Source organism: Stenotrophomonas thermophila, from assembly GCF_001499715.1.
Lineage (GTDB): Bacteria > Pseudomonadota > Gammaproteobacteria > Xanthomonadales > Xanthomonadaceae > Stenotrophomonas > Stenotrophomonas hibiscicola.
Window position 1 is genome coordinate 1 of sequence record NZ_CVIW01000033.1, and the last position, 25,312, is coordinate 25,312.

21 protein-coding genes are annotated in these 25,312 nt (G+C 68.3%); 14 read left to right on the forward strand and 7 right to left on the reverse strand.

The window, feature by feature from the left end; translation table 11 throughout:
- Window positions 1-281: 281 nt before the first annotated feature.
- Window positions 282-1,493 carry a tyrosine--tRNA ligase gene (gene tyrS / locus BN1263_RS13795; RefSeq protein ID WP_021203122.1) on the reverse strand — a complete coding sequence of 404 codons (1,212 nt, stop codon included), beginning with the start codon at window positions 1,491-1,493 and terminating at the stop codon, window positions 282-284.
- A gap of 167 nt (window positions 1,494-1,660) precedes the next feature.
- Here tyrS and BN1263_RS13800 point away from each other — a divergent pair, with 167 nt between their 5' ends.
- Both BN1263_RS13800 and BN1263_RS13805 read left to right on the forward strand, forming a co-directional pair.
- Window positions 1,661-3,133, forward strand: a complete 1,473-nt coding sequence (locus tag BN1263_RS13800; protein WP_021203123.1) for a M23 family metallopeptidase — start codon at window positions 1,661-1,663, stop codon at window positions 3,131-3,133.
- A gap of 65 nt (window positions 3,134-3,198) precedes the next feature.
- Window positions 3,199-4,326 (forward strand): anhydro-N-acetylmuramic acid kinase, encoded by a 1,128-nt coding sequence (locus BN1263_RS13805; protein ID WP_080398826.1) that lies wholly within the window; start codon window positions 3,199-3,201, stop codon window positions 4,324-4,326.
- Window positions 4,327-4,405: 79 nt separating this feature from the next.
- Here the strand turns inward: BN1263_RS13805 and BN1263_RS13810 are convergent, their stop codons facing one another.
- From BN1263_RS13810 to BN1263_RS13820, 3 genes are all read right to left on the reverse strand, one after another.
- Complete coding sequence (locus BN1263_RS13810) at window positions 4,406-4,636, reverse strand: hypothetical protein (RefSeq protein WP_005407775.1); 231 nt, start codon at window positions 4,634-4,636, stop codon at window positions 4,406-4,408.
- A gap of 77 nt (window positions 4,637-4,713) precedes the next feature.
- Window positions 4,714-6,087, reverse strand: a complete 1,374-nt coding sequence (locus tag BN1263_RS13815; RefSeq protein ID WP_019661780.1) for an AmpG family muropeptide MFS transporter — start codon at window positions 6,085-6,087, stop codon at window positions 4,714-4,716.
- A complete protein-coding gene (locus tag BN1263_RS13820) occupies window positions 6,084-6,884 on the reverse strand; it encodes an exodeoxyribonuclease III (RefSeq protein ID WP_005420469.1) in 801 nt (266 codons plus the stop codon). The genes BN1263_RS13815 and BN1263_RS13820 overlap by 4 nt, the downstream gene beginning before the upstream one ends.
- A gap of 162 nt (window positions 6,885-7,046) precedes the next feature.
- On the opposite strand from BN1263_RS13820, the gene pyrE reads away from it, so the two are divergent.
- The 8 genes from pyrE to BN1263_RS13860 all read left to right on the forward strand — a co-directional run bounded on the left by pyrE (window position 7,047) and on the right by BN1263_RS13860 (window position 16,482).
- A complete protein-coding gene (gene pyrE, locus BN1263_RS13825; RefSeq protein ID WP_005420471.1) occupies window positions 7,047-7,706 on the forward strand; it encodes an orotate phosphoribosyltransferase in 660 nt (219 codons plus the stop codon).
- 18 nt (window positions 7,707-7,724) lie between these two features.
- The gene (locus BN1263_RS13830) at window positions 7,725-8,387 is read left to right on the forward strand and encodes a hypothetical protein (RefSeq protein ID WP_058981888.1); all 663 of its coding nucleotides are present in this window, start codon (window positions 7,725-7,727) and stop codon (window positions 8,385-8,387) included.
- A gap of 174 nt (window positions 8,388-8,561) precedes the next feature.
- On the forward strand, window positions 8,562-8,654 hold the full coding sequence (locus BN1263_RS13835; protein WP_005407770.1) for a potassium-transporting ATPase subunit F: 93 nt from the start codon (window positions 8,562-8,564) through the stop codon (window positions 8,652-8,654).
- Window positions 8,655-8,666: 12 nt separating this feature from the next.
- Window positions 8,667-10,376 (forward strand): potassium-transporting ATPase subunit KdpA, encoded by a 1,710-nt coding sequence (gene kdpA, locus BN1263_RS13840; RefSeq protein ID WP_058981890.1) that lies wholly within the window; start codon window positions 8,667-8,669, stop codon window positions 10,374-10,376.
- Window positions 10,377-10,386: 10 nt separating this feature from the next.
- Entirely contained in the window at window positions 10,387-12,444 is a 2,058-nt protein-coding gene (kdpB, locus tag BN1263_RS13845) for a potassium-transporting ATPase subunit KdpB (protein ID WP_058981892.1), read from the forward strand.
- Window positions 12,441-13,091 (forward strand): potassium-transporting ATPase subunit KdpC, encoded by a 651-nt coding sequence (gene kdpC, locus BN1263_RS13850; RefSeq protein ID WP_058981895.1) that lies wholly within the window; start codon window positions 12,441-12,443, stop codon window positions 13,089-13,091. The genes kdpB and kdpC overlap by 4 nt, the downstream gene beginning before the upstream one ends.
- A 36-nt stretch (window positions 13,092-13,127) precedes the next feature.
- Complete coding sequence (locus BN1263_RS13855; protein WP_058981897.1) at window positions 13,128-15,788, forward strand: ATP-binding protein; 2,661 nt, start codon at window positions 13,128-13,130, stop codon at window positions 15,786-15,788.
- Window positions 15,769-16,482: a response regulator transcription factor gene (locus tag BN1263_RS13860; protein WP_058981899.1), complete on the forward strand. Its 714-nt coding sequence runs from the start codon at window positions 15,769-15,771 to the stop codon at window positions 16,480-16,482. Before BN1263_RS13855 ends, BN1263_RS13860 begins: the two co-directional genes overlap by 20 nt.
- 326 nt (window positions 16,483-16,808) lie before the next feature.
- On the opposite strand, the gene BN1263_RS13865 is transcribed toward BN1263_RS13860, so the two are convergent.
- From BN1263_RS13865 to coaBC, 3 genes are read right to left on the reverse strand one after another with little or no spacing between them, the layout of a single operon-like run.
- Window positions 16,809-19,154 carry a phosphomannomutase/phosphoglucomutase gene (locus BN1263_RS13865; protein WP_058981900.1) on the reverse strand — a complete coding sequence of 782 codons (2,346 nt, stop codon included), beginning with the start codon at window positions 19,152-19,154 and terminating at the stop codon, window positions 16,809-16,811.
- A 12-nt stretch (window positions 19,155-19,166) separates the two neighbouring features.
- Entirely contained in the window at window positions 19,167-19,640 is a 474-nt protein-coding gene (dut, locus tag BN1263_RS13870; RefSeq protein ID WP_058981902.1) for a dUTP diphosphatase, read from the reverse strand.
- Window positions 19,637-20,899: a bifunctional phosphopantothenoylcysteine decarboxylase/phosphopantothenate--cysteine ligase CoaBC gene (coaBC, locus tag BN1263_RS13875; RefSeq protein WP_058981909.1), complete on the reverse strand. Its 1,263-nt coding sequence runs from the start codon at window positions 20,897-20,899 to the stop codon at window positions 19,637-19,639. Before coaBC ends, dut begins: the two co-directional genes overlap by 4 nt.
- 228 nt (window positions 20,900-21,127) lie before the next feature.
- Between coaBC and BN1263_RS13880 the strand changes: the two genes are divergently transcribed.
- The 4 genes from BN1263_RS13880 (at window position 21,128) to BN1263_RS13895 (ending at window position 25,253) form a co-directional block, all read left to right on the forward strand.
- Complete coding sequence (locus tag BN1263_RS13880) at window positions 21,128-21,754, forward strand: response regulator (RefSeq protein ID WP_058981911.1); 627 nt, start codon at window positions 21,128-21,130, stop codon at window positions 21,752-21,754.
- A 70-nt stretch (window positions 21,755-21,824) separates the two neighbouring features.
- Entirely contained in the window at window positions 21,825-22,529 is a 705-nt protein-coding gene (gene radC / locus BN1263_RS13885; RefSeq protein WP_058981915.1) for a RadC family protein, read from the forward strand.
- Between the two features lie 114 nt (window positions 22,530-22,643).
- Complete coding sequence (gene argS, locus BN1263_RS13890) at window positions 22,644-24,332, forward strand: arginine--tRNA ligase (RefSeq protein WP_019661792.1); 1,689 nt, start codon at window positions 22,644-22,646, stop codon at window positions 24,330-24,332.
- A 21-nt stretch (window positions 24,333-24,353) separates the two neighbouring features.
- Window positions 24,354-25,253, forward strand: a complete 900-nt coding sequence (locus tag BN1263_RS13895; RefSeq protein WP_058981913.1) for an SPOR domain-containing protein — start codon at window positions 24,354-24,356, stop codon at window positions 25,251-25,253.
- Window positions 25,254-25,312: the final 59 nt, after the last annotated feature.

Sequence of the window (25,312 nt, forward strand, 5' to 3'; positions counted from 1 at the left end):
AGACTTTTTCAGTCCGTCAACACCTTCGTTCGATCATCTCGTTCGGCGGTGGTGGGCGCCCTGTTGTCGCTAAGCCCCTTGGTGGCGACCCCTGCGACGGGGGAGGAGAAGTATGTCCCCATTCCCATCATTTGTGAAGGGGGTGTGGCGATTTTTTTCACCGGATGTTGCATCTGTTCATGCGCCGCGCTGCGGTAGGAACCCGTGAAGAGCAGCCGAGCGTGGGCTTGGCTCTACAAGAGCATAAGGAAGGGCCGGCTGGCGCCGGCCCTTCCTTGATGTCAGCCAGCGATCAGGCGTACGCGGGCGAAGGTGCGCTTGCCTACCTGCAGCAGGCCTTCGAAGCCCGGCTGCAGCACCTGCTGGCCGTCTTCGACCACTTCGCCATCCACCTTCACCGCACGCTCCTTGAGCTTGCGGTTCGCTTCGGAGTTGCTCGGAGTCAGGCCGGCCGCGGTCAGCAACGCGGCGATGCGCAGGCCCTCGGCCGGAATCGCCACCTCCTGCAGCGGCAGCTGGGTGATGTCGCCCTGCCCGGTCACCGCCGCTTCCCAACCGGCGATCGCCTGTTCGGCCGCCGCGGCGTCATGGAAGCGGGTGGCCAGTTCACGCGCCAGGCGCAGCTTGACCACGCGCGGGTTCAGGCCGCCATTGGCCACCTGCTCGCGCAGCTGCACGGCCTCGGCCTGGCCGATGTCGAAGGACAGCAGCTCGATCCAGCGCCACATCAGGGTGTCGTCCACCTTCATTGTCTTGGTGACGATGTCGATGGCCGGCTCGCTGATGCCAATGTAGTTGCCCAGCGACTTGGACATCTTGTTGACGCCGTCCAGACCTTCCAGCAGCGGCATGGTCAGCACTACCTGCGGCTTCTGGCCGTGGTGTTCCTGCAGGCCACGGCCCATCAGCAGGTTGAACTTCTGGTCGGTGCCGCCGAGTTCGACGTCGGCCTCCAGGGCCACCGAGTCGTAGCCCTGCACCAGCGGGTACAGGAACTCATGGATGGCGATGGACTGCTGGGCGGCATAGCGCTTGGCGAAATCGTCGCGCTCGAGCATGCGCGCCACGGTGTGCTGGCCGGCCAGACGGATCATGTCGGCCGCGCCCATCTTGCCGAACCACTCCGAGTTGAAGCGGACTTCGGTACGGCTGCGGTCCAGCACCTTGAAGACCTGCTCCTCGTAGGTGCGGGCGTTGGCCAGCACATCGTCGCGGCTGAGCGGCTTGCGGGTCAGGCTCTTGCCGGAAGGGTCGCCGATCATGCCGGTGAAGTCGCCGATCAGGAAAATGACCTGGTGGCCGAGGTCCTGGAACTGGCGCATCTTGTTCAGCAGCACCGTATGGCCCAGGTGCAGGTCCGGGGCGGTGGGGTCGAAGCCGGCCTTGATCCGTAGCGGGCGGCCTTCCTGCAGGCGCGCACGCAGATCCTCGAGCTTGAGGATCTCGTCGGCACCGCGGCCGATCAGGGCAAGGGCTTCTTCAATCGAGGACACGTGACTACTCCCGGCAACGCCGATTCTTGTGTGGGGTGTTAAAGCAAAGTTAACCCGATTGGCTTCACAAAAGCCAATGGGCACAAGGGTTTGACGCGCTTTTATCAGGTGTCTATGGTAACCGGCGATCAGGCCCGCGCTCCCGGGCTGCAAGGAAACAACCGCCGATGCACAACTCCGAACAAGGGCGCGCACGCAAGCAGCGCTTCCAGGAACGCCTCCACGTCCTGCACGACAACGCCCTGCATCGGAAGCTCAGGCAACACCTTCCCGCGGCCTTCAATGAGCGCTGGACCCGCCGCCACTGGGTGCATGCCAGCCTGTTCGCCACCATCGGCGCCCTGGTGGCGACGATCGTGCCGGGCTTCTCGCACACCATCGACGCTCCCTTTGCCGACAGCCATACCAGCCTGGCACTGCCGTTGCCGCCGCTGACCATGGCCCGCCAGCAGCAGGTGCCGGGCGACAGCTGGCAGGTGCTGCGCGTGCAGCGTGGCCAGACCCTGAGCGACCTGTTCGACAAGGCCGGCATTCCGGCCACCACCCTGCACCGGGTACTGGACCACCCGGGGGCGCGCGAGGCGCTGACCAAGCTGCGCCCCGGTGCCGAGATAGCCTTCGACATGCCGCTGTCCGGCGACCTGCGCAGCATCCGTTTCGACCGCGATGCCGACAACCGGGTGGAACTGAGCCTGGTTGGCGATGACATCAAGGAGAAGGTGACCCGACGCGAGACCTCCACGCGCACCGTGGTCACCAGCGGCGAGATCACCAGTTCGCTGTATGCCGCGGCCCGGCGGGCCGGGCTGTCGCCCTCGGCGATCGCGACGATGACCGACGAGATCTTCAAGTACGACATCGACTTCTCCAAGGACCTGCAGCCGGGCGACCGCTTCAGCGTGGTGATGGATGAAACCTGGCGCGAAGGCGAGAAGGTGGACACCAGCAAGATCCTGGCGGCGACCTTCACCACCGGCGGCAAGACCTATTCCGGCTTCCGTTTCGACCGCAACGGCAAGGCCGAGTACTACGACATCAACGGCCGTTCGTTGAAGAAGAGCTTCATCCGCATGCCGATTCCGTTCGCGCGGCTGAGCTCGACCTTCGGCGCGCGCAAGCACCCGGTGCTGGGCAAGATGCGCATGCACAAGGGCGTGGACTACGCCGCACGCACCGGCACCCCGATCATGGCCGCCGGCGACGCCCGCGTGCAGTTCGCCGGCGTGCAGCGCGGCTATGGCAACGTGGTGATCCTCGATCACGGCCGCGGCCACACCACCCTGTACGGGCACATGTCGCGCTTTGCGAACATCAAGACCGGCCAGCGCGTGGCCCAGGGCACGGTGATCGGCTACGTCGGCTCGACCGGCCTGGCCACCGGCCCGCACCTGCACTACGAATTCCGCGTCAACGGCGAGCACCGCAACCCGCTGACCGTGACCATGCCGCCGCCGGAGCCGCTGAAGGGCGCCGAGCTGGTCGCCTTCCGCGCGCAGACCGCGCCGGCGATGGCCCGCATCCAGGGCATGGAGAAGCTGATCTACGCCGATGCCAGCCCGGCACCGACCAGCCGCGACGAGGCCGCCACCGAGGTTGCCAGCGCCAAGGACAAGCAGGCAACCGGCCGCAAGCGCGGCTGAGCCCCTTCGTTGACGAAGAAGGACGCGGCAGCACAAGCTTGCCGCGTCCTTTTTTTATGCCTGCCATGAACACACCTGCCGACGCTGACGCTTCCCTGTACCTTGGCCTGATGTCGGGCACCAGCGCCGACGGCATTGATGCCGCGCTGGTGCAGTTTCCCGCCGACGGTGGCTGCCGCTTCGTGCACGGGTTGACCGCCCGCTGGGAGCCGGTGCTGCGTGCGCGGCTGGTGGCGCTGGGTGAAGGCGGCCCGCTGGACTCGCTGGAGGAGCTCGGCGAGCTGGATGCGCGCATCGCGATCAACTTCGCCGAGGCGGCCAACCAGCTGCTGGCCGAAGCCGGCGTGGACCGCAGCCAGGTGCGCGCGATCGGCTCGCACGGCCAGACCGTGCGCCACCGCCCGCTGGCCGATCCGGCGTTCACCGTGCAGCTGGGCGACGGCAACCGCATCGCCGAGCTGACCGGAATCACCACGGTGTCCGACTTCCGTCGCCGCGACCTGGCGGCCGGGGGGCATGGCGCGCCGCTGATGCCCGCGTTCCACCTGGGCATGCTGGGCACCGCCGATGAGGACCGTGCGGTGCTGAACCTGGGCGGCATCGCCAACCTGACCCTGATCCCGCGCGAAGGCGCAGTGCGCGGCTTCGATACCGGCCCGGCCAATGCGTTGATGGATGCCTGGTGCCAGCGCCATACCGACCGCACCTTTGATGCCGACGGCGCGTACGCCGCCAGCGGCGCGGTGGACGAGGGCCTGCTGGCGGGCTGGCGCTCGGACCCGTGGTTCGCGCTGCCGCCGCCGAAGAGCACCGGCCGTGAGCAGTTCCACCTGGCCTGGGCCGAGGCGCACATGGCCGAGGGCCAGTACGCGGCGGCCGACGTGCAGGCGACCCTGCTGGAGCTGACCGTGGCAACGGTGGCCGATGCGCTGCTGGCGCAGCAGCCGCAGACCCGCCGCCTGCTGGTCTGTGGCGGCGGGGTACGCAACCGGCAGCTGATGAAGCGCCTGGCGGCGCGGCTGCCGGGAGTGCAGGTGGAGTCCAGCGCGGTACACGGGCTGGACCCGGAATACGTGGAGGCGATGGGTTTTGCGTGGCTGGCGCAGCGGACCATGGAGGGACTGGCCGGCAACCTGCCGAGCGTGACCGGGGCCAAGGGGCCGCGGATCCTGGGGGCGATCCACCTGGCGTGAGGTGGCGCCATCCACGCATGGCGTGGATCTACCGGGCAGCCGCGCGTGGGCTCGGCTCTACAGCATTGCGGCGCGGCCGCTAATCGAAGCCCTGCCCTGCCGGCAGGGCCTGCAGGGCGGCGATGGCGTCGGAGAGTGCGTCCACTTCGGGATCGCCGAAGCCGGAGCGGACCTCCAGTTCACTGCTGAACAGGCCCTGCTCCAGCAAGGCGGCGCAGGTCTGTTCGTGAGTCCAGCCGCGGGCGACCGCGACGCGTTTGATGCGTTCCAGCAGCAGCGGGTCCAGGTCCCGCAGCACAACGTCGGCCATGCTCGCTTCCCCGTTCGCAAGGCACCGCCCCCTCGGCGCGTCGGGGCGATGATCCCGCAGACCGGACGGGCAGGCAATCAGGTCGAGCTGGCGGCCTGGCGACGACGCTGCTGCAGGATCAGCAGGGCGCACAGGATCACCACCGGGATCGCCACCAGCGCGGTACCGACGAAGAACAGCGCGTAGCCTTCCAGCAGCGTCCGGCCTTGTGCGAGCGCCTGTACCGACCACCCCGAGAGCCCCTTGAGCGCCTTGCCGGGCATCGCGTAGAACGAGCTCAGCAGCGCGTACTGGGTTGCCGTGTATCCGATGCTGGTCAGGCTGGACATATAGGCGATCAGCGCCGTACCGGCGAAACCGCTGGCGAAGTTGTCGATGGCCATGGCCACGGCGAAATGGGTTGTGTCCGGGCCGGAATAGGCCAGCCAGGCAAACGCCAGGTTGGAGGCCGGCCCAAGCACGGCGCCCACCATCAGCGCCGCCAGCACGCCCCAGCGCACCGAAACCAGGCCCGCCGCAGCAATGCCGACGAAGGTCGCGACCAGGCCCACCGAGCCACGCACGGCGCCCACGGTGTCCTCGTCCAGGCCGAGATCGACATAGAAGGGGTTGGCCATCGGCCCCATGACGAAGTCGGCCATGCGATAGATGCTGATGGCCACCAGGATCAGAATCGCGCCGCTGCGGTGTTCGCGGACGAAGGCGATGAACGGCCCGGCCACGGCGTCGAACAGACCGCGTGGCGTCCACAGCGAGGTCGCCTGTGCCTGCACGGCAGCCACTTCCCGCGCGGGCTCGCGGGCCATGAGCACGGCCACCACGCCAAGCGCCATCAGCACGGCCATGATCTCGTAGGAGACCTGCCAGCCGACACGGGCCGCGATGATCAGGATCAGCGCATCGGTGACCAGCAAGGCAGTGCGGTAGCCCAGCGCCGAGGATGAGGTCAGCAGGCCGAGCTGCTCGCTGTTGTCAGCGCTTTCGATGCGCCAGGCATCGATGACGATGTCCTGGGTGGCCGAAGCAAACGCCACGATCACGGCCATCACGCCGAATACGACGATGTGCTGCCAGTCGACACCCAGGAACTGGATCTGGCCGCCCTTGGGCTGGACCAGTGCCATGCCGACCAGCCCCACCACCACGACCAGCTGCGACAGCAGCATCCAGCCGCGGCGGCGGCCGAAACGACCGAACAGAGGCACGTCGGTCTTGTCGACGATCGGCGCCCACAGGAACTTCATGGTGTAGGCCAGCCCGACCCATGACAGGAAACCGATCGTGCTCAGCTCGATGCCTTCCTTGCGCATCCAGAAGCCGAGCGTGTTGCCCACCAGATAGATGGGCAGGCCCGAACTGAAACCGAGCAGCAGCATCGCCAGCACCTTGCGCTGGCTCAGGTTGGACAACACCTGCTGCCACGGTCGGCGCGGCTTCGCGGCCTCGGTCACAGGTCGTAGTCCACGGTGAACGGGGCGTGGTCGGAGAAGCGCTCGTCGCGGTAGATCGAACAGCTACGCAGTTTGTCGCGCAGGCCCGGGGTGATGAACTGGTAGTCGATACGCCAACCGACATTGTTGGCACGGGCGGCGCCGCGGTTGCTCCACCAGGTGTAATCCTCGCCGGTGGGGTTGAGCAGGCGGTAGGCATCGGCCCAGCCACGGCCGGCGGCGACATCGGTGGCCTGGCCATGGTCGGCGCACAGGGCGTTGAGCCAGTCGCGCTCCTCCGGCAGGCAGCCGGAATTCTTCTGGTTGGACTTCCAGTTCTTGATGTCCAGCGCCGAACGCACGATGTTCCAGTCGCCGCACAGCACGTAGTCGCGGCCGCTGCGCGCCCACTCCTCCAGGATCGGCCGCAGCCATTCCATCACTTCGAACTTGAAGCCCTGGCGCAGGTCGCCCGAGCTGCCGGACGGGATGTAGAAGGAGACCACGCTGAGGTTGCCGTAGCGTGCCTCGATATAGCGGCCTTCGTCGTCGAACGGGGCCCAGCCCAGCGAGGTGATGACCTGGTCCGGTTCGCGCTTGCTGTAGATCGCCACGCCGCTGTAGCCCTTCTTGGTGATGGCATCGCGATAGAAGCAGTGGTGCCCGTCCGGACGGAACATCGGGTCGGTCAGCTGGTCTTCCTGGGCCTTGGTCTCCTGGATGCACAGGACGTCGGCGTCCTGGGCACGGAACCAGTCGAGGAAGCCCTTGGTCGCGGCGGAACGGATGCCATTGGCGTTGAAACTGATGATGCGCATGCAAGGGACCTACGACAGGAAACCGGGCAAGCATACCGGTTGCCCACGGGGCTGCGCAGTCTGCCCGGCCAGGCCGCGATGCCCTTCACACGGGTCCGGACGAGCGCGAAACGCCCAGCTGGATTAGGATTTGTGCTCCAAATGAAGATGAATCGAGTTTTGATGAGCGACCACCGCCACCGTTTCCTGCAGCTGGCCCTGACCGCCGATGCCCTGCGCTTCGGCCAGTTCACCCTCAAGTCCGGCCGGCTGAGCCCCTATTTCTTCAATGCCGGTCGTTTCGACTCCGGCTCGCTGCTGTCGCAGCTCGGCGCCTGCTACGCCGATGCCATCGATGCCAGCGGGATCAAGTACGACGTGGTGTTCGGCCCGGCCTACAAGGGCATTCCGCTGGCCACCGCGATGGCCTGCGAGCTGGCCCAGCGTGGCCGTGACCTGCCGCTGTCGTTCAACCGCAAGGAAGCCAAGGACCATGGCGAAGGCGGCCAGCTGATCGGCGCGGACATGAATGGCAAGCGCGTGCTGATCGTCGATGACGTGATCACCGCCGGTACCGCGATCCGCGAAGCGCTGGGCATCATCCGCGCCGCCGGTGGCACCCCGGCCGGCATCGTGGTGGCGCTTGACCGCCAGGAGATCGCTTCGGAAACCGATCGCCGTTCGGCGGCGCAGTCGGTGGCCGAAGAGGCCGGCATTCCGGTAATTGCCGTGGCATCGCTGGCCGATCTGCTTGATTTCGCCTCCGGCAACCCGGAACTTGTGGGTTACCGCCAGCCGCTGGAAGCCTACCGGGCCCAGTACGGCGTTCGTTCGATCCGCTGACCGACCAGGGGAAAGGTCATGTCCCGAGTTCCTGCTGCTCTCCTTGCCGGCCTGCTGCTGGCCATGCCGTTCACGCTGCCGGCGCAGTCGCGGGGTGGCGACAAGGTGGAGAAGAAGCTGTACTGCTGGAACGAGGGCAAGGAGCGGATCTGCAGTGATTCGCTGCCGGCCGATGCGGTGAACCATGCCCGCGAGGAATTCAACGCGAAGAGCGGCCTGCGCAATGCGCAGGTCCAGCGCGCGTTGACCGACGAAGAGCGTGCCGCCGCCAGCACGGTGGCCGCGCAGCAGCAGCTGGACCTGATGGCCGAGCAGACCCGCCAGCGCACCGAGCAGGCGATGCTGACCACCTATGGCAGCGAGGACGACCTGCGCCGGGTGTTCGCCGAGCGCCAGGAAGTGCTGGACAACAACCTGAAGACGGCCGAGTACAACGTCACCAGCCTGCGCGAGTCGCTGGTGGCCCTGTTGTCGGCCGCCGGTGATCGCGAACTGGCCGGCGCCAAGGTGGCCGACAAGCAGGCCGAGGCGATCCGCCAGCGGCACGTGCAGCTGCAGGCGCAGCAGCGCCTGCAGGCCGGGTTCCTGCAGCAGCAGCAGGCGTTGAAGGCCGAAATTGAAAGCACCCTGCAGCGCTATCGCGAGCTGAAGGGCGTGGCGCCGGCTGCCCCGGCAGGCTGACGACGCTCCTGCCGCCGGGCATGGCCCGGCGCTACCCGTGGCCTGGTTACGGCCTGGCCCACGGAATTTATGCACTCTTTACGCGCCGGCCCGGTTCGGCGCGTAGTGCGTTTATGGGCGGCAGGACGACGATGGCGGCCTGAGGTGGAGGGGTTCCACCAGGACGCTATTGCAATGTCCCCCTGGCTGTCGTTGTTGTGTGGCGTGCTGGTGCTGGTCGCCGCCGCCTATCTTCTTTATGTCGTGCTGCGGCCCGAGTCGTTCTGAGCGGAGCCGGCCATGACTGAGATGCTTGTGATTATTGCCGCCAGCCTGCTGCTGGCGTGGCCGCTGGGCCTGTACCTGGCCCGCGTGATGCGTGGCACGCCGATGAAGGTGGACGTGCTGTTCCACTGGATCGAGAGGCCGCTGTACAGGGTGTTCGGCGTCGATCCATCGCGCTCGATGTCCTGGCGCGGCTACGTGCTTGCCTTCGTGCTGAGCAACGTGGTGGTCGCGGTACTGACCCAGGCCGTGTTCATGACCCAGGCCTGGCTGCCGCTGAATCCGGACCAGATCCCGAACATGCGCTGGGACACCGCGCTGCATACGATGATCTCGTTCCTGACCAACACCAACCAGCAGCACTATTCGGGCCAGGCGCAGCTGTCCTACCTCTCGCAGATGACCGGCATCACCGGCCTGCAGGTGGTGACGCCGATGATGGGCCTGGCGCTGGCGGTGGCCACTCTGCGCGCGTTGTTCTCGCGCGCGCCGCAGGCTACGGCGGCCACCGGTGCCGGCGACGACCGCCAGGTGGCGGTGGGCAACTACTATGTGGATGTGGTGCGCCTGTGCGTGCGCTTCGTGTTGCCGCTGTGCCTGGTGTGGACCCTGCTGCTGACCAGCCAGGGCGTGCCCTCGACGATGGCCGGTGGCCCGCAGGCCTCGCCGATCGATGCCAGCGCCGGCATGGCCCAGCAGAAACTGCCGCTGGGCCCGGTGGCAGCGATGGTCGCGGCAAAGCAGCTGGGCGCCAACGGTGGCGGCTGGTACGGCCCGAACAGCAGCTTCCCGCTGGAGAACCCGACCCCGCTGTCGAACGCGCTGGAGATCGTTGGCATCCTGCTGGTGCCGATGGCGGTGATCTTCATGATCGGTGCGTTCACCGGCCGGCGCCGGTTCGGCGCACTGGTGTTCAGCTGCATGCTGGGCATGTCGCTGCTGTCCACCGGCGCGATGATGTGGAGTGAAGGCCACAGTGCCAGCGCCGCCACGCCGCTGCTGATGGAAGGCAAGGAGGTGCGCTTCGGCGCCGACGGCACGGCGCTGTGGGCCGCGGTGACCACCCAGGTTTCCAACGGCTCGGTCAACGGCATGCATGACTCGCTGGCGCCGCTGAGTGGCGGCATCGCGATGGTCAACATGCTGGTCAGCGCGATCTGGGGTGGCATCGGCTGTGGCCTGCAGCAGTTCATCGTTTACCTGCTGCTGGGCGTGTTCCTGGCCGGGTTGATGACCGGGCGTACGCCGGAACTGTTCGGCCGCAAGCTGGAAACGCCACAGGTACGCCTGCTGGCCCTGCTGGTGTTGCTGCAGCCGATCACCCTGCTGGTGTTCACCGCGATCACCCTGGCCGTGCCCGGGCTGGCCGGTACCTCCAACCCTGGCTTCCATGGCATCAGCCAGGTGTTCTACGAGTACGTCTCGGCCTACGCCAACAACGGCTCGGGCTTCGAGGGGCTGGGCGACGCCACGCTGTGGTGGAACCTGAGCTGCTCGCTGGTGCTGCTGCTGGGCCGCTTCCCGCTGCTGATCATCCCGCTGGTGGTGGCCGCACAGCTGGCCGCCAAGCGCCAGGCGCCGGAGTCTGCCGGCAGCCTGCAGATCGAAACCCCGACCTTCGCCCTGACCCTGGTCTCGGTGATCGTCATCCTGACCGTGCTGCAGTTCATGCCGGCGCTGGTACTCGGCCCGATCGCCGACCACCTCAGCCTGGGACTGCACTGAGGACACCCCGATGAGTACCCACGCAAGTTCCACCCGTAGTTCCCTTGCCCCGCGCCCTGCGCTGCTTGATGGCGCCGGCCTGCGCCGTGCGTTGATCGAGGCGGTGCGCAAGCTGTCGCCGATGCACCTGGTGCGCAGCCCGGTAATGGCGGTGGTGATGGCCGGTACGATCGTTGCCGCGATCGTCACCCTGACCGGCAATGCGCCGCTGGGCTTTGGCCTGGCGGTGACCGCGATCCTGCTGGTGACCGTGCTGTTCGGCAACTTCGCCGAAGCGGTGGCCGAAGCACGTGGCCGCGGCCAGGCAGCATCGCTGCGCCGCGCGCGCCAGGACCTGGTGGCGCGCCGCCTGGCCGCACCGCAGCCGGGGGCTGCGGAAACCCAGGTACCTGCCGCCGAGCTGCGCCCGGGCGATCATGTGATAGTCAGTGCCGGTGAGCTGGTGCCGGCCGATGGCGAGATCGTGCAGGGCCTGGCCACCATCAACGAGGCGGCGGTGACCGGCGAGTCCGCGCCGGTGCTGCGCGAGGCCGGTACCGACCGTTCCGGCGTGATCGGCGGCACCAAGGTGCTGTCCGACCAGATCATCGTGCGGGTGACCGCCGAGCCGGGCCACAGCTTCCTGGACCGGATGATCGCGTTGGTGGAAGGCGCCAACCGGCAGAAGACGCCGAACGAGATCGCACTGACCCTGCTGCTGGCGGCGATGACGCTGACCTTCCTGGTGGTGGTGGCGACGCTGCCGGCGATCGGGGCGGCGGTAGGCGTGCAGGTCGATCCGCTGCTGCTGATCGCACTGCTGGTCTGCCTGATCCCGACCACCATCGGCGGCCTGCTGCCGGCCATCGGCATCGCCGGCATGAACCGTGCGTTGGCCGCCAACGTGCTGGCCAAGTCGGGCAAGGCGGTGGAAGTCGCTGGAGACGTGGATGTGCTGCTGCTGGACAAGACCGGCACCATCACCTACGGCGACCGCCAGGCCAGCCACTTCCATCCGCTGGCCGGCATCGACGCCAGCCAGCTGCGCGAGGCCGCACTGCTGTCCTCGCTGGCCGACCCGACCCCGGAAGGCAAGTCGATCGTGCGCCTGGCGCGCGAACAGGGCTGCGCCACCGCCGAGCCGGACCGTGCCGAGTACCTGGCCTTTACTGCCCAGACCCGCATGTCCGGCGTCGACCTGGAACATGGACGGCAGATCCGCAAGGGCGCCGCCGATGCGATCCGCGCCCACGTGCAGGCGCTGGGCGGCAACGTGCCCGCCGAGCTGGCCGGTCGCGTCGAGCAGGTGGCACGCAACGGCGCCACCCCGCTGGTGGTGGCTGAGGGTCGCCACGTGCTGGGCGTGATCGAGCTATCGGACGTGGTCAAGCACGGCATGCGCGAGAAGTTCGCACAGCTGCGGGCGATGGGTATCCGCACGGTGATGATCACCGGCGACAACCCGCTGACCGCCGCCGCCATCGCTGCCGAGGCCGGCGTCGACGACTACATCGCCGAGGCCCGTCCGGAAGACAAGCTGGCACGCATCCGCCAGGAACAGGCCGGTGGCCGCCTGGTGGCGATGGTGGGCGATGGCACCAACGATGCTCCCGCGCTGGCCCAGGCCGACATCGGCCTGGCGATGAACTCCGGCACGCAGGCGGCGAAGGAGGCCGGCAACATGGTCGACCTCGATTCAGACCCGGCCAAGCTGCTGGCGGTCGTGGAAGTGGGCAAGCAGCAGCTGATCACCCGCGGTGCGCTGACCACCTTCTCGCTGGCCAACGACGTGTCCAAGTACTTCGCGATCCTGCCGGCGCTGTTTGCCGCGGCCGTTCCGACCATGGCCGCATTGAACGTGATGCAGCTGTCGAGCCCCCGCAATGCGGTGCTGGCGGCGCTGATCTTCAACGCCCTGGTGATTCCCGCACTGATCCCGCTCGCCCTGCGTGGCGTGCGCTTCCGTCCGGCCACCGCCACCGCGCTGCTGCGCCGGAACATGCTGGTGTACGGCCTCGGCGGCGTGCTGTTGCCGTTCGCGGCGATCAAGCTGATCGACCTCTTCCTTGTCCTGGTATTCGGCGCATGAACCGTTCTGCTTCCACCTCTTCTTCCCTGTCCCGCGAACCGAAAGCCGAGGCCCGCGTGGCCAGCCTGCAGGACGGCGCCCGCTGGCGCCCGGCGATCGGCCTGGGCCTGGCCACCCTGCTGCTGGCCGGCGCGGTCTACGCCGGCATTGCAACTGGCTTCGCCGGCCTGGCCTACCCCACCCAGGCCGAGGGCAGCCTGCTGCGCGATCGCAGCGGCCAGGTACGCGGCTCGGCATGGCTGGCGCAGCCGTTCACCGGTGACGGCTACTTCCAGGCGCGGCCGTCGGCGGCCAACTACGACCCGATGGCGGCAGCCGGTTCCAACATGGCGCGCAGCAACCCGGCGCTGGCCGAGCGCGTCGCCGCCAGCACCGCTGCGGTGGCCGCGCGCGAAGGCGTCGCCGCGGCGCAGGTACCGGCGGACCTGGTGACCCAGTCTGCCGGTGGCCTGGACCCGCAGCTGTCGCCGGCAGCGGCACAGCTGCAGGTGGCGCGCGTGGCGCGTACCCGTGGCCTGCCGGTGGAGCAGGTGCAGGCGCTGGTGCAGGCGCATACCGAAGGGCGCCAGTGGGGCCTGTTCGGCCAGCCGCGGGTGAACGTGGTGACGTTGAACTTCGCGCTGGACCATGCGGCCAAGGCACCGTGATGCCGGCCTGCACCGGCTGCGCGCACAATGGCACCCATGACTGATGCGCGTACCCGCCAGGCCGATGCCCTGGTTGAAGGCCTGCAACGCGAAGCCGGCGGCAAGCTGACCGTGTTCCTCGGCGCGGCGCCAGGCGTAGGCAAGACCTACACCATGCTGACCCGCGCGCAGGAACAGCTGCGCCGCGGCGTGGACCTGGTGGTGGGGCTGGTGGAAACCCATGGCCGCGCCGACACCCAGGCCCTGCTGGAGGGCCTGCCGCAGCTGCCGCTGAAGGACGTGGCCTACCACGGCCACACCCTGCAGGAGATGGACCTGGATGCCGTGCTGGCACGGCATCCAGCGCTGGTGCTGGTGGATGAACTGGCCCACCGCAATGCACCGGGCAGCCGCCATCAGCGGCGCTGGCAGGATGCGATGGAGCTGCTGGACGCCGGCATCGACGTCTGGACCACGGTCAACATCCAGCATCTGGAAAGCCTCAACGATGTGGTGATGCGCATCACCGGCGTGCGCGTCAGCGAGACCGTGCCGGATGGCGTGCTCGATCGGCTGCACGACATCGTGCTGGTCGATCTGCCGCCGCGCGAACTGATCGCTCGCCTGCAGCAGGGCAAGGTCTATGTGCCCGAACAGGCCGCGCAGGCACTGCAGGCATTCTTCTCGCCGGCCAACCTGACCGCGCTGCGCGAACTGGCCATGCAGGAAGCTGCCGACCGCGTCGACAGCAGCCTGCGCGAAGCACGCGCCGCACGCGGCGAGAGCAACCTGCCGCTGCGTCGCGGCGTGCTGGTGGCCATTGATGGCGGCGGCCAGAGTGAATACCTGGTGCGCGTGGCGAGGCGCATCGCCGAGCGGCGCGACGCACCGTGGACGGTGGTGACCGTGCAAGGGCGACGCCAGGACGAGGCGACCCGGCGCGAGATCGATGCTGCCTTCGCGCTGGCACGGCGCCTGGGCGGCGACGCCGAACTGCTGCACGGATCGAGCATCGCCGATGCCCTGCTCGACCATGCCGCGCACAATGGCGTATCGACCCTGGTGCTGGGCCGGACCCGCGAACGGCCGCTGGCGCGGATGTTCAACCGCACCCTGACCCAGCAGCTGATCCAGCGCGGCGCGCACTACGAGATCACCATCATCAGCACCCCGCAGGCACGTGCGCGCTCGCGCCGCGAGGGCCTGCTGCCGCCGATGCGCGGCATCAGCCATGAACCGGTGCAGGCACTGGTCGCCACCGCACTGGCCTGTGCGGTGGCGTGGCTGGCCGAACACTGGGTGGGCATGGCCGACCTGTCGATGGTGTTCATCGTGGCGGTGGTGCTGGTGGCCGCACGCACGCGCGCCAGCGTGGCGGTGATGGCGGCGATCCTTTGCTTCCTCTCCTACAACTTCCTGTTCATCGCGCCCCGCTTCACCTTCGCCATCGGTGCACGCCAGGGTGTGATCACCGTGTTCCTGTTCCTGGCCGCGGCACTGGTGGCCGGGCGCCTGGCGTCGCGCCTGCGCATGCAGGTCATCGCGCTGCGTGCGGCCAACCGGCATGCGCGTGCGCGCCAGCAGCTGGGGCGGCAGCTGGCCAGTGCGGCCGGCAATGGCGAGGTGGCACAGGCGGGTCGGCACGCACTGGAACAGGCCATGGACGTACCGGCGTGGCTGCGGATCGGCGCCGATACCGCAACCGATGGCCGTTCGCAGCCGGGCGATACCGATCTGGCCGCCGCCGACTGGGCCCTGCGCCACGGCCAGCCCAGCGGCCGCTTCACCGACACCCTGGCCGGTGCGCAGTGGTGGTTCCTGCCCCTGCTGGATGGCGAAGACCGCGCCATCGGCGTGGCTGGCCTGTACCTGCCCGGCGCGCAGGCGCGCCTGCTGCCCGAACAACGGCAGCTGGCCGAGGCGATGGTGGATGACATCGCGCAGGCCGCGTTGCGCACCCGCCTGGTGGCCGAACTGGAGCAGGCGCATGTCAGCAACGAGACCGAGCGGTTGCGATCGGCCCTGCTCTCTTCGGTGTCGCACGACCTGCGCTCGCCGCTGGCGGCGATGATCGGTTCGGCCGACAGCCTGGCCAGCTATGGCGCGGCGATGGATACGGCCGATCGCCGTGCTCTGCTGGACACCATACTGATAGAAGGCGAACGGCTGGATCGCTACATCCAGAACCTGCTGGACATGACCCGCCTCGGCCACGAAGGACTGAAAATCAACCGCGACTGGATCGGCGTGGACGAACTGATCGGCTCGGCGGCGCGGCGCCTGCAGCGCTACCAGCCGAAGGTGCGGCTGGAGCTGGACATTCCGGCCACGCTGGCGCCGATCTGGGTGCATCCAGCGCTGGTCGAACAGGCGGTGTTCAACGTGATGGAGAACGCGGCCAAGTTCTCGCCGCCCGACGCCGCCGTGCAGGTGCAGGCGCGCGAACTGGACGGACAGCTGCGCATCGATGTGATCGATGCGGGCCCCGGCATTCCCGACGACGAACGCGCGCGCATCTTCGACATGTTCTACAGCGTCGAGCGCGGCGACCGCGGCCGCCACGGCACCGGCCTGGGCCTGACCATCTGCCAGGGCATGATCGGTGCGCATGGCGGCAGCGTGCAGGCGCTGCCCGGACGCGACGGTCGCGGTACCCTGATCCGCATCACCCTGCCCCTGCTCAAGCCAGCCTCCCACGATGAGCCCGACCCCGATTGAAGCCAGCGCGCCGGCCCCGCGCGTGCTGGTAATCGATGATGAAACCCAGATCCGCCGGTTCCTGGACATCAGCCTGCGCGCGCAGGGCTACCAGGTGCGGCAGGCTGCCACAGGCCAGGAAGGCCTGCAGCTGGCCGCCAGCGAGGACATGGATCTGGTGATCCTGGACATCGGCCTGCCGGACATGGAAGGCCATGAGGTGCTGGAGCAACTGCGGCAGTGGAGCCAGGTGCCGGTGATCATGCTGACCGTGCGCGCCGGCGAAGCCGAGAAGGTGCGCGCGCTGGATACCGGCGCCAACGACTACGTGACCAAGCCGTTCGGTACGCAGGAGCTGATGGCGCGAGTGCGGGCGCTGCTGCGCACGCGCAGCGTGCCGAGTGATGGCACGCCACCGATTTTTGACGATGGCCACCTGCACGTGGATCTGGTGCGCCGCGAAGTGGCCCTGGAGGGTGAACCGGTGGCGCTGACCCGCAAGGAATACGCGCTGCTGTCACTGCTGCTGCGCAACGCGGGCCGGGTGGTGACCCAGCCCCAGATCCTGCAGGAGATCTGGGGGCCGACCCACCAGCACGACACCCACTACCTGCGCATCCTGGTCGGCAAATTGCGGCACAAGCTGGGCGATTCGGCGCTGGATTCGCGCTACCTGTTCACCGAGCCGGGCGTGGGTTTGCGGTTCAAGGGGTGAAAGCGTGCCGACCAACGGTCGGCACCTGCCAAAGCAAATGCGGAAGAGCATCCACGCATGGCGTGGGTCTACTGTGTCGACCAAGGTCGACACCTACCAAAAGCAGTTCATGCCGTTCGGACAGATCGCGAAAATCTGTCGAAGGCGGGGTGGGTCCGGTTGCGGGGGCGTGAGCCGCATGGATGCGGCGACCGAGCTTACATGGACGTACTTGCAGCGTCCCCCGTAACCGGACCCACCCCCGCATCCCACGGATAGCCGGCCTTTGACGTTGACGTTGACGTTGAAGTTGCTTCGGCGGGTGCCGGGCGCAGCCCGGCCCGACCTCAGAACCCCAGCGGGGTGTCGCCCAGCACCGGCTGCAGCTGGCTGCGGAACAACGCCTGGATGCGTTCCAGTGCGGCCTCGTCGTTGCCCTCGAAGCGCAGCACCAGCACCGGCGTGGTGTTGGAGGCCCGCACCAGGCCCCAGCCATCGGGGAAGTCCACGCGCAGGCCGTCGATGGTCGACAGTCGGCCGCCGACATACGGGTTGTCCGGCGACTGCGCCGCCGCCACCAGCATTGCCACCAGCGCATGCGGCGTGCCGTCGGCCACCGGCACCTTCAGCTCCGGCGTGGCCACCATCTCCGGCAGCTCGCCCAGTACCTCGTCCGGGGTCTCCTCGCGCTGGGCCAGGATCTCCAGCAGGCGCGCCGCCGCATACAGGCCATCGTCGAAACCGAACCAGCGCTCCTTGAAGAAGAAGTGGCCGCTCATCTCGCCAGCCAGTTCGGCATCGGTCTCGCGCATCTTCGCCTTCATCAGCGAATGCCCGGTCTTCCACATCAGCGGGCTGCCACCATTGCGCAGCACGTGGTCGGACAGCTTGCCGGTGCACTTCACGTCGTAGATCACCATCGCACCGGGGTTGCGCATCAGCACGTCGGCGGCGAACAGCATCAGCAGGCGGTCGGCATAGATGATTTTGCCGTCAGCACTGACCACGCCCAACCGGTCGCCATCGCCATCGAAGGCGACGCCGAGGTCGGCCCCGAAGCGCTTGACCGTCTGCACCAGGTCTTCCAGGTTGGCCGGTTCGCTCGGATCGGGATGATGGTTGGGGAAGGTACCGTCGACATCGCAGTACAGCGGAATGACTTCAGCACCGATGGCTTCCAGCAGTTGCGGTGCCAGTGCGCCGGCCACGCCGTTGCCGGCATCGGCCACGACCTTCAGCGGACGGTCCAGCTGCACGTCGTCGGCGATGCGCTGGATGTAGTCGGCACTGACATCGCGCTGCTGGTAATCGCCCGGCTCCGCAGCCTGTACCAGGCGGCCCTCGACGATGCGCGCGTAGAGATCGGTGATGGCATCGCCGGACAGCGTCTCGCCGCCGATGACAACCTTGAAACCGTTGTACTCGGGCGGGTTATGACTGCCGGTCACCGCCACGCAGGTGCCGGTACGCAGGTGGAAGGCGGCGTAGTACACCACCGGAGTCGGCGCCAGGCCGATGTCGATCACCGCACAACCGGCGCGGCGCAGGCCCTCGGCCAATCCTGCGGCCAGTTCCGGGCCGGACAGGCGGCCATCGCGACCGATCACCACCTCGCGCAGGCCCTGCTCCAGTGCCACGGTACCGATGGCCTGGCCGATCAGCGCGGCGGTCTTCGGCGTCAGTTGGCTGCCCACCACGCCGCGGATGTCGTAGGCGCGGAAGATACCGGCCGCCAGTTCCTCGGCCGGAACCGGCGGCGGGGGCGGCGGTGCACTTTCAGTGGTGCTGGCCCCGGCCACCGGCGGCGGGGCCATCTGCAGGCTCTCGCTCAGGGTCGGGCCATGATCCGCTTCCGCCACGGCCGCACGCCGCGGCAGCGGCAGCGTCTTCGGCAGGCGGCCGCGACCCACCACCAGCAGTACGGCGATGAACGCCAGCAGCAGCGCAACGATGGCGCTGGCCAGCGAGCCCAGGCCCAGCGGACCGGGTTCGATATTGGGTACCGCGGCCACCAGCCGCAACGGGGTACCCGGGATCGGCCGCGCCAGGACTTCGGCACTTTCGGCCAGGCTGGCATCGCCCAGGGCGACGAGGTCATGCGCGCCCTGGCGCAGGCCAAGGAAACCGGCCGATGGCGCACTCACCTGGTCCAGCGGCGAGGTCAGGCGCAGCAATGGCTGGCGCACGTAGAGCACTGCCGGGCCCAGGCTGCCCAGCGGCACCGGTGCCGCCAGGCCAAGACGATTGCCACCCCCATCGCGGACCACGCGCAGGCTGGGGCCGGCCTCGGCAAGCGCTCCTTCCAGCAACGCCAGGCGGGCATAGCCGAACGTGGCCGGGTCGGCGTAGGCATTGGCCAGATCGGCGGTCAGCACTTCAGCATGCTCGACGCCGCTCCAGCTCTCGCGGACCGCGAGTGCCGCCGCAGCGGCGTCGCCGGCCTGCAGCGCCTGCTGCACGCGCTCGTTCTTCAGCTGCTGCTGCAGCTGCTTCAGCTGGCCGGCGGCGGCCTCCTGCAGGCCCTGCACAGCCTGGTCGCGCGCAGCTTCCAGCGCCTCGCCGTTGGCCTCCTGGCGCCATTGCTGCACGGCGCTCCATCCGAACCAGCCGGCCAGCAGGACCAGCAGCACCCCCAGTAGTGGTGCACTGCGTCCCAACGACCGTCCCCGCTGTCCTTCCCCGATGCCGCTCATCGATGTCCCCTGTCAACGCACCCCGGTATGGCCGAATCCACCCGTTCCGCGCACGCTGTCGGTGAAAGTATCCACCACCTGCAGGCTGACGCGGGCAATCGGCACCACCACCAGCTGCGCGATGCGATCACCCGGCTCGATGGTGAACGCCTCGCGGCCACGGTTCCAGACGCTGATCAGCAGCGGTCCCTGGTAGTCGGCGTCGATCAGGCCGGTGCCATTGCCGAGCACGATGCCGTGGCGGTGGCCGAGCCCCGAACGCGGCAGGATCACCGCGCACAGGTGCGGGTCGGCGATGTGGATGGCCAGGCCACTGGGCACCAGCGCGGTGTCGCCCGGCTGCAGGGTCAGCGCGGTATCCAGCGCCGCGCGCAGGTCCATGCCGGCGCTGGCTTCGGTGGCGTAGGCCGGCAGCGGCCAGCTGTCGCCAAAGCGCGGATCGAGCAGCTTGACCTGCAGCGGGTGGGAAGTGGATGCCTGGGTCATGCCTGGAGTCTCCGCGCGATCAGCGCCAGCAGTTGTTCGGCCAGCTCGCGCTTGGAAGTGGCCGGGAATACCTGTTCGCCGTCCTGCCAGAAGGCCGTGGCGGCATTGTTGTCGCTCTCGAAACCGCCGCCACTGATGCCGACCTGGTTGGCGATCACCAGGTCCAGGCGCTTGTCGACCAGCTTGCCGCGCGCGTATTTCTCCACGTCGTGGGTCTCGGCGGCGAAGCCGACCACCAGCTTCAGCGACTGCGTCTGTGCAGCGACTTCGGCGAGGATGTCCGGCGTGCGCACCAGTTCGATCACCAGCGACTGGCTGTCGGCGGTCTTCTTCAGCTTCTGCGCGGCGACCTGCCGCGGCGTGTAGTCGGACACCGCGGCGGCACCGATATAGATGTCGGCGGGCAGCGACTTCAGTACGGCATCGCGCATCTGCGCGGCCGAGCGCACGTCGATGCGCTGCACGCCCGGCGGCGTCGGCAGCTGTACCGGACCGCTGACCAGCACCACCTGCGCGCCCAGCGCGGCGGCAGCGGCGGCCAGGGCAAAGCCCATCTTGCCGCTGCTGCGGTTGCCGACGTAGCGCACCGGATCGATGTCTTCATAGGTCGGGCCAGCGCTGATCAGCAGGCGCAGCCCCTGCAGCGCGTGGGTTTCCGGTGCGGCAACCGCCGCTGCAGCACTGCCATTGGCCGCCAGCGCGGCGACGATGTCGCCGGGCTCGGCCAGACGACCCGGACCGGATTCGCCTTCGGCCAGCGGACCGTCGACCGGGCCGATCACCTGCGCACCACGCTGGCGCAGCAGGGCGATGTTGGCCTGGGTGGCCGGATGCAGCCACATGCGATGGTTCATCGCCGGGCAGATCGTCAGCGGCGCGGTGCTGGCCAGGCACAGAGTGCTGACCAGGTCATCGGCGTGGCCCTGGGCCAGCCGCGCGAGCAGATCGGCGGTACCTGGGGCGACCACGATGCGATCGGCCCAGCGCGCCAGTTCGATATGGCCCATGGCCTGTTCGGCGGCGCTGTCCCACAACGTGGTGCGGGTCGGCTGCCCGGACAGCGCCTGGAAGCTGAGCGGAGTGACGAACTGCTGGGCACCGGCAGTCATCGCCACCTGCACCTGGGCACCGGCGTCGCGCAGGCGCCGCACCAGTTCCAGGGCCTTGTAGGCCGCGATCCCGCCTCCGACGCACAACAGCAGTTTCTGACCTTCCAGCGCGCGGGCCGGCGCGGGAGAAGCGTTGGGGGAGTCAGCCACCTGGAATTCCTGTGCAAACGAGGGCGCTAGCTTACCCGAAGGTCGGTAATGTCCCGGTGCCCGGTGCACATAGCGGGCGGCTATCAGCAGATGGAGCCCGCCTGCATTGACCCGGCATTCACCCGGTATCGGTTTCGGACCTTTCCTATACCTCCAGGGGCCTGCGCTTTTGCAGAATCAGGCATTGGCTGCCGCCCGCCGTGGCCTGTTCGATCTTCGAGGAACCGCGTGCGTCCACGCATCATCATTGCCGACGACCATCCCGTGGTCCTGCATGGCATCGCCATCGTGCTGCAGACCTACCTGATGGACATCGTCGGCAGTGCGCGTGACGGCGCCCAGCTGCTGAACCTGGTGGACCGCCACGACTGCGATGCAGTCCTGACCGACCTGTCGATGCCGGGTGCCGGCCCGGACGGTCCGGAGCTGATCGACGCGCTGCGCATGCGTCGCCCTGGCCTGCCGGTGGTGGTGCTCACCGGCGCCCGCCATCCCGGCCTGCTGGACGGCCTGCTGCGGGAGGGCATCAGTGGCCTGGTCGACAAGTGCGCCGATTTTGCCGAGCTGCCCCAGGCGCTGAACGCCGCACTGGCCGGGCACGTATTCGTCTCCCAGCAGCTGCGCCATCACCTGCAGGCCCGCGACCTGCTGTTCCCGCGCGAACCGGCACCGCTGTCGGCACGCGAGAAGGAAGTGCTGGATCTGCTGGCGATCGGCCTCAACGTGAACGAAGTCGCCAAGCGTTGTGGGCGCAGCCCGAAGACCATCAGCCGGCAGAAGGCCGAAGCCAAGCGCAAGCTGGGGCTGCAGAACAACCAGGAACTGTTCGACTACCTGCAGACCCGGCGCGACTGAGGTATCGACCGACCCGGGACCGCGGCAAGCCCCGATGGGAGACGCCGCCGAAGCTGGCGATGATGCAGGCATGCCCATCCATGACTGGCCCGAACAGGAACGCCCTCGCGAGAAGCTGATCGCGCGCGGGCCCACGGCACTTTCCGACGCCGAGCTGCTGGCCCTGTTCCTCGGCTCCGGCTTCGGCGGCCGTGATGCCGTGCAGACCGCGCGCGACCTGCTGCAGGCGCATGGCCCCTTGCGGGTGCTGCTCGACCGTCCCGCGGGCGAACTGGCCCGCTTGCCCGGGCTGGGCCCGGCGCGCAGCTGTACGCTGGCTGCCGGGCTGGAACTGGCCCATCGCTACCTGGCGGCTGAGCTGGAGCACGGCGAAGCGGTGGGCAACAATCCGGCGGCGGTCGGCCGCTACCTGCAGCACCGGCTGCGTGGCCAGGCCCGCGAGGTCTTCATGGCCCTGTTCCTGGACAACCGCCACCGCCTGATCGCCTGCGAAGAGCTGTTCCACGGCACCATCAACGCCGCGCCGGTCTACCCCCGCGAGGTGGTCCGGCGTGCCCTGCTGCACAACGCGGCGGCGGTGATCCTCAGCCACAACCATCCTTCGGGCGACCCTGAACCGTCCAGCGCCGATACCCGCATCACCGATGAACTGCAGCAGGCGCTGGCGATGGTGGACGTGCGCCTGCTGGACCACTTCGTGGTCGGCGAGGGCCGTCCCGTTTCATTTGCTGAACGGGGCCTGCTGTCCCCGCCCCAGCCTCGGCTGTTCGGCTGAGCGCGCCCCCTTCAGGCGCCACCGGCCGCCCCCGCAGGCATGTTCTGGTCAGCGTGGGCACGGGTACATGCGCTAAAATGGGCGATTCCGCCGCTCATTCTCACAGCAGGCCTCGTGAAAAATCTCCTCCGCGCCCTGATCAGCCAAGGCATCGAAGCCTTGCGCGCCAATGGCACCCTGCCCGCCGACTCCCTGCCGCCGGACTTCGTGGTCGAGCGCCCGAAGACCCGCGACCACGGCGACTTCGCCACCAACGCCGCGATGCTGCTGGCCAAGGCCGCGCGCAGCAATCCGCGCGCACTGGCACAGGCTCTGGTCGAGGCGCTGCCGCGCAGCGAGGACGTCAGCAAGGTCGAGATCGCCGGCCCCGGCTTCATCAACTTCCACCTGGCCCCGGCCGCGTACCAGCGCGAAGCCGCGTCGGTCATCAAGGAAGCCCACGACTACGGCCGCAACCTGTCCGGCAATGGCCGCACGGTGGGCGTGGAGTACGTGTCGGCCAACCCGACCGGCCCGCTGCATGTCGGCCATGGCCGCGCGGCGGCCATTGGCGACTGCGTGGCGCGCGTGCTCGATGCCAACGGCTGGAACGCCAAGCGTGAGTTCTACTACAACGACGCCGGCGTGCAGATCGAGAACCTGGCACTGTCCACCCAGGCACGGATCAAGGGCATCGCGCCGGACCAGGACGGCTGGCCGGAAGGTGGCTACCGCGGTGAATACATCGTCGACGTCGCCCGCGCCTACATGGCCGGTGCCAGCGTTGATCTGGAAGGCAGCACCGTGGTGGGCGCCAAGGACCCGGACGACATGCAGGCGATCCGTCGCTTCGCCGTGGCTTACCTGCGCAACGAGCAGAACCTGGACCTGGCTGCCTTCGGCGTCGACTTCGACATCTATTTCCTGGAAAGCTCGCTGTACGCCGACGGCAAGGTGGCAGAAGCGGTGGCCAAGCTGCAGGCGTCGGGGCATACCTACGAGGAGGGCGGCGCGCTGTGGCTGCGCAGCACCGACTTCGGTGACGACAAGGACCGCGTGATGCGCAAGTCCGACGGCACCTTCACCTACTTCGTGCCGGACGTGGCCTACCACCTGTCCAAGTGGCAGCGCGGCTACGAGCGCGCGATCACCGAACTCGGTGCCGACCACCACGGCTCGCTGGCGCGTGTGCGCGCCGGCCTGCAGGCGATGGAAGTGGGCATTCCGCAGGGCTGGCCGGAGTACGTGCTGCACCAGATGGTCACCGTCATGCGTGGCGGCGAGGAAGTGAAGCTGTCCAAGCGTGCCGGCAGCTACTTCACCCTGCGTGACCTGATCGAGGAAGCCGGCCGCGATGCCACCCGCTGGTTCCTGATCGCGCGCAAGCCCGATTCGCAGCTGACCTTCGACATCGACCTGGCCCGCCAGCAGAGCAACGACAACCCGGTGTTCTACGTGCAGTACGCGCATGCCCGCGTCTGCAGCCTGCTGCGCCAGGCGCAGGAGAAGGGGCTGGTGTATGAACAGGCTGATGGCCTGGCCAACCTCGGCCGCCTGGCCGACGACGCTTCGCTGCTGCTGATGAACGAGATCTCGCGGTACCCGGAAGTGGTGGAGGCGGCCGGCGTGGCGCTGGAGCCGCATCTGGTGGCGCAGTACCTGCGTGAATTGGCGCACGCGTTCCACACGTGGTATCACGGGACGCCGGTACTGGTGGAAGATGCCGCCGATCGCAACGCCAAGCTGACCTTGGCCTGCGCTGCCCGCCAGGTGCTGGCCAACGGCCTCGACCTCCTGGGCGTCAGCGCCCCGGAAAAAATGTAAGCTTCAGGAGACGCAGTACCCATGGCAGCACGACGCGGCAAAAACCAGGCACGACGCAACAGCAGCAGCCAGGGCACACCCGGATGGGTGTGGCTGGTCGCTGGCGTGGCGATTGCGGCCGTGGTGTTCCTGGCGGCGCCGAACCTGTTCAAGGGCGAAGGCGATGGCTTCCTTCGCGCCGGACCGCAGCCGAACCCGAACGCGCAACCGGCCCCGGTCGCTGACGCCGACAGCGATGTCGGCACCCAGCCGGCCGCACAGCCTGCTACGCCGAAGCCGGCCGAGCCGGAAAAGCCGGCCGCGACCCAGTACGACTTCTACACCCTGCTGCCGGGCAAGGAAGTTGAAATGTCCGACGCCGAACTGGCCGCCAGCGCGCGTGCCGAAGACCAGCGCCGGGCCAGGGCCGAAGCGCAGCGCGCGCAGGCTGCACTGGAAGGCAAGCCGGTTCCGCCGCCCGCGGCGCCAGCACCCACAGCCACGGCCAGCGTGGCCAGCACCGCCCCGGTGACCGCGACCAGCCGTCCGCTGCCGGCACCGCTGAGCGAACGCCCGGCGGCGGCAACGCCTGCAGCCGGCACCCCAACGGCGTCGACCAGCAGCGCCGCGGCCACGCCTGCAGCACGTGCGGAAGCCGCACCGGCAGCGACCGGTACTCCGGCAGCTGCTGCACCGGCTGCCGCCGACAACGCCCGCTACATCCTGCAGGCCGGTGCGTTCGGTGCCTCCGGCGATGCCGAGGCGACCAAGGCCAAGCTGGCGATGATGGGCCTGGCGGCACGCGTGGAATCGGCGCAGATCAACGGCAAGACCGTGTACCGCGTGCGTATGGGACCGTATGGGAGCGCCGGCGAACTGTCCGAGGCCAAGCAGAAGCTGGATGGCACCGGCCTGCAGGCGATGGCGATCAAGGCACAATAAGCCTGCCGCTGTGAACGAAAAAGCCGGGCAATGCCCGGCTTTTTCGTTCTGTAGAGTCG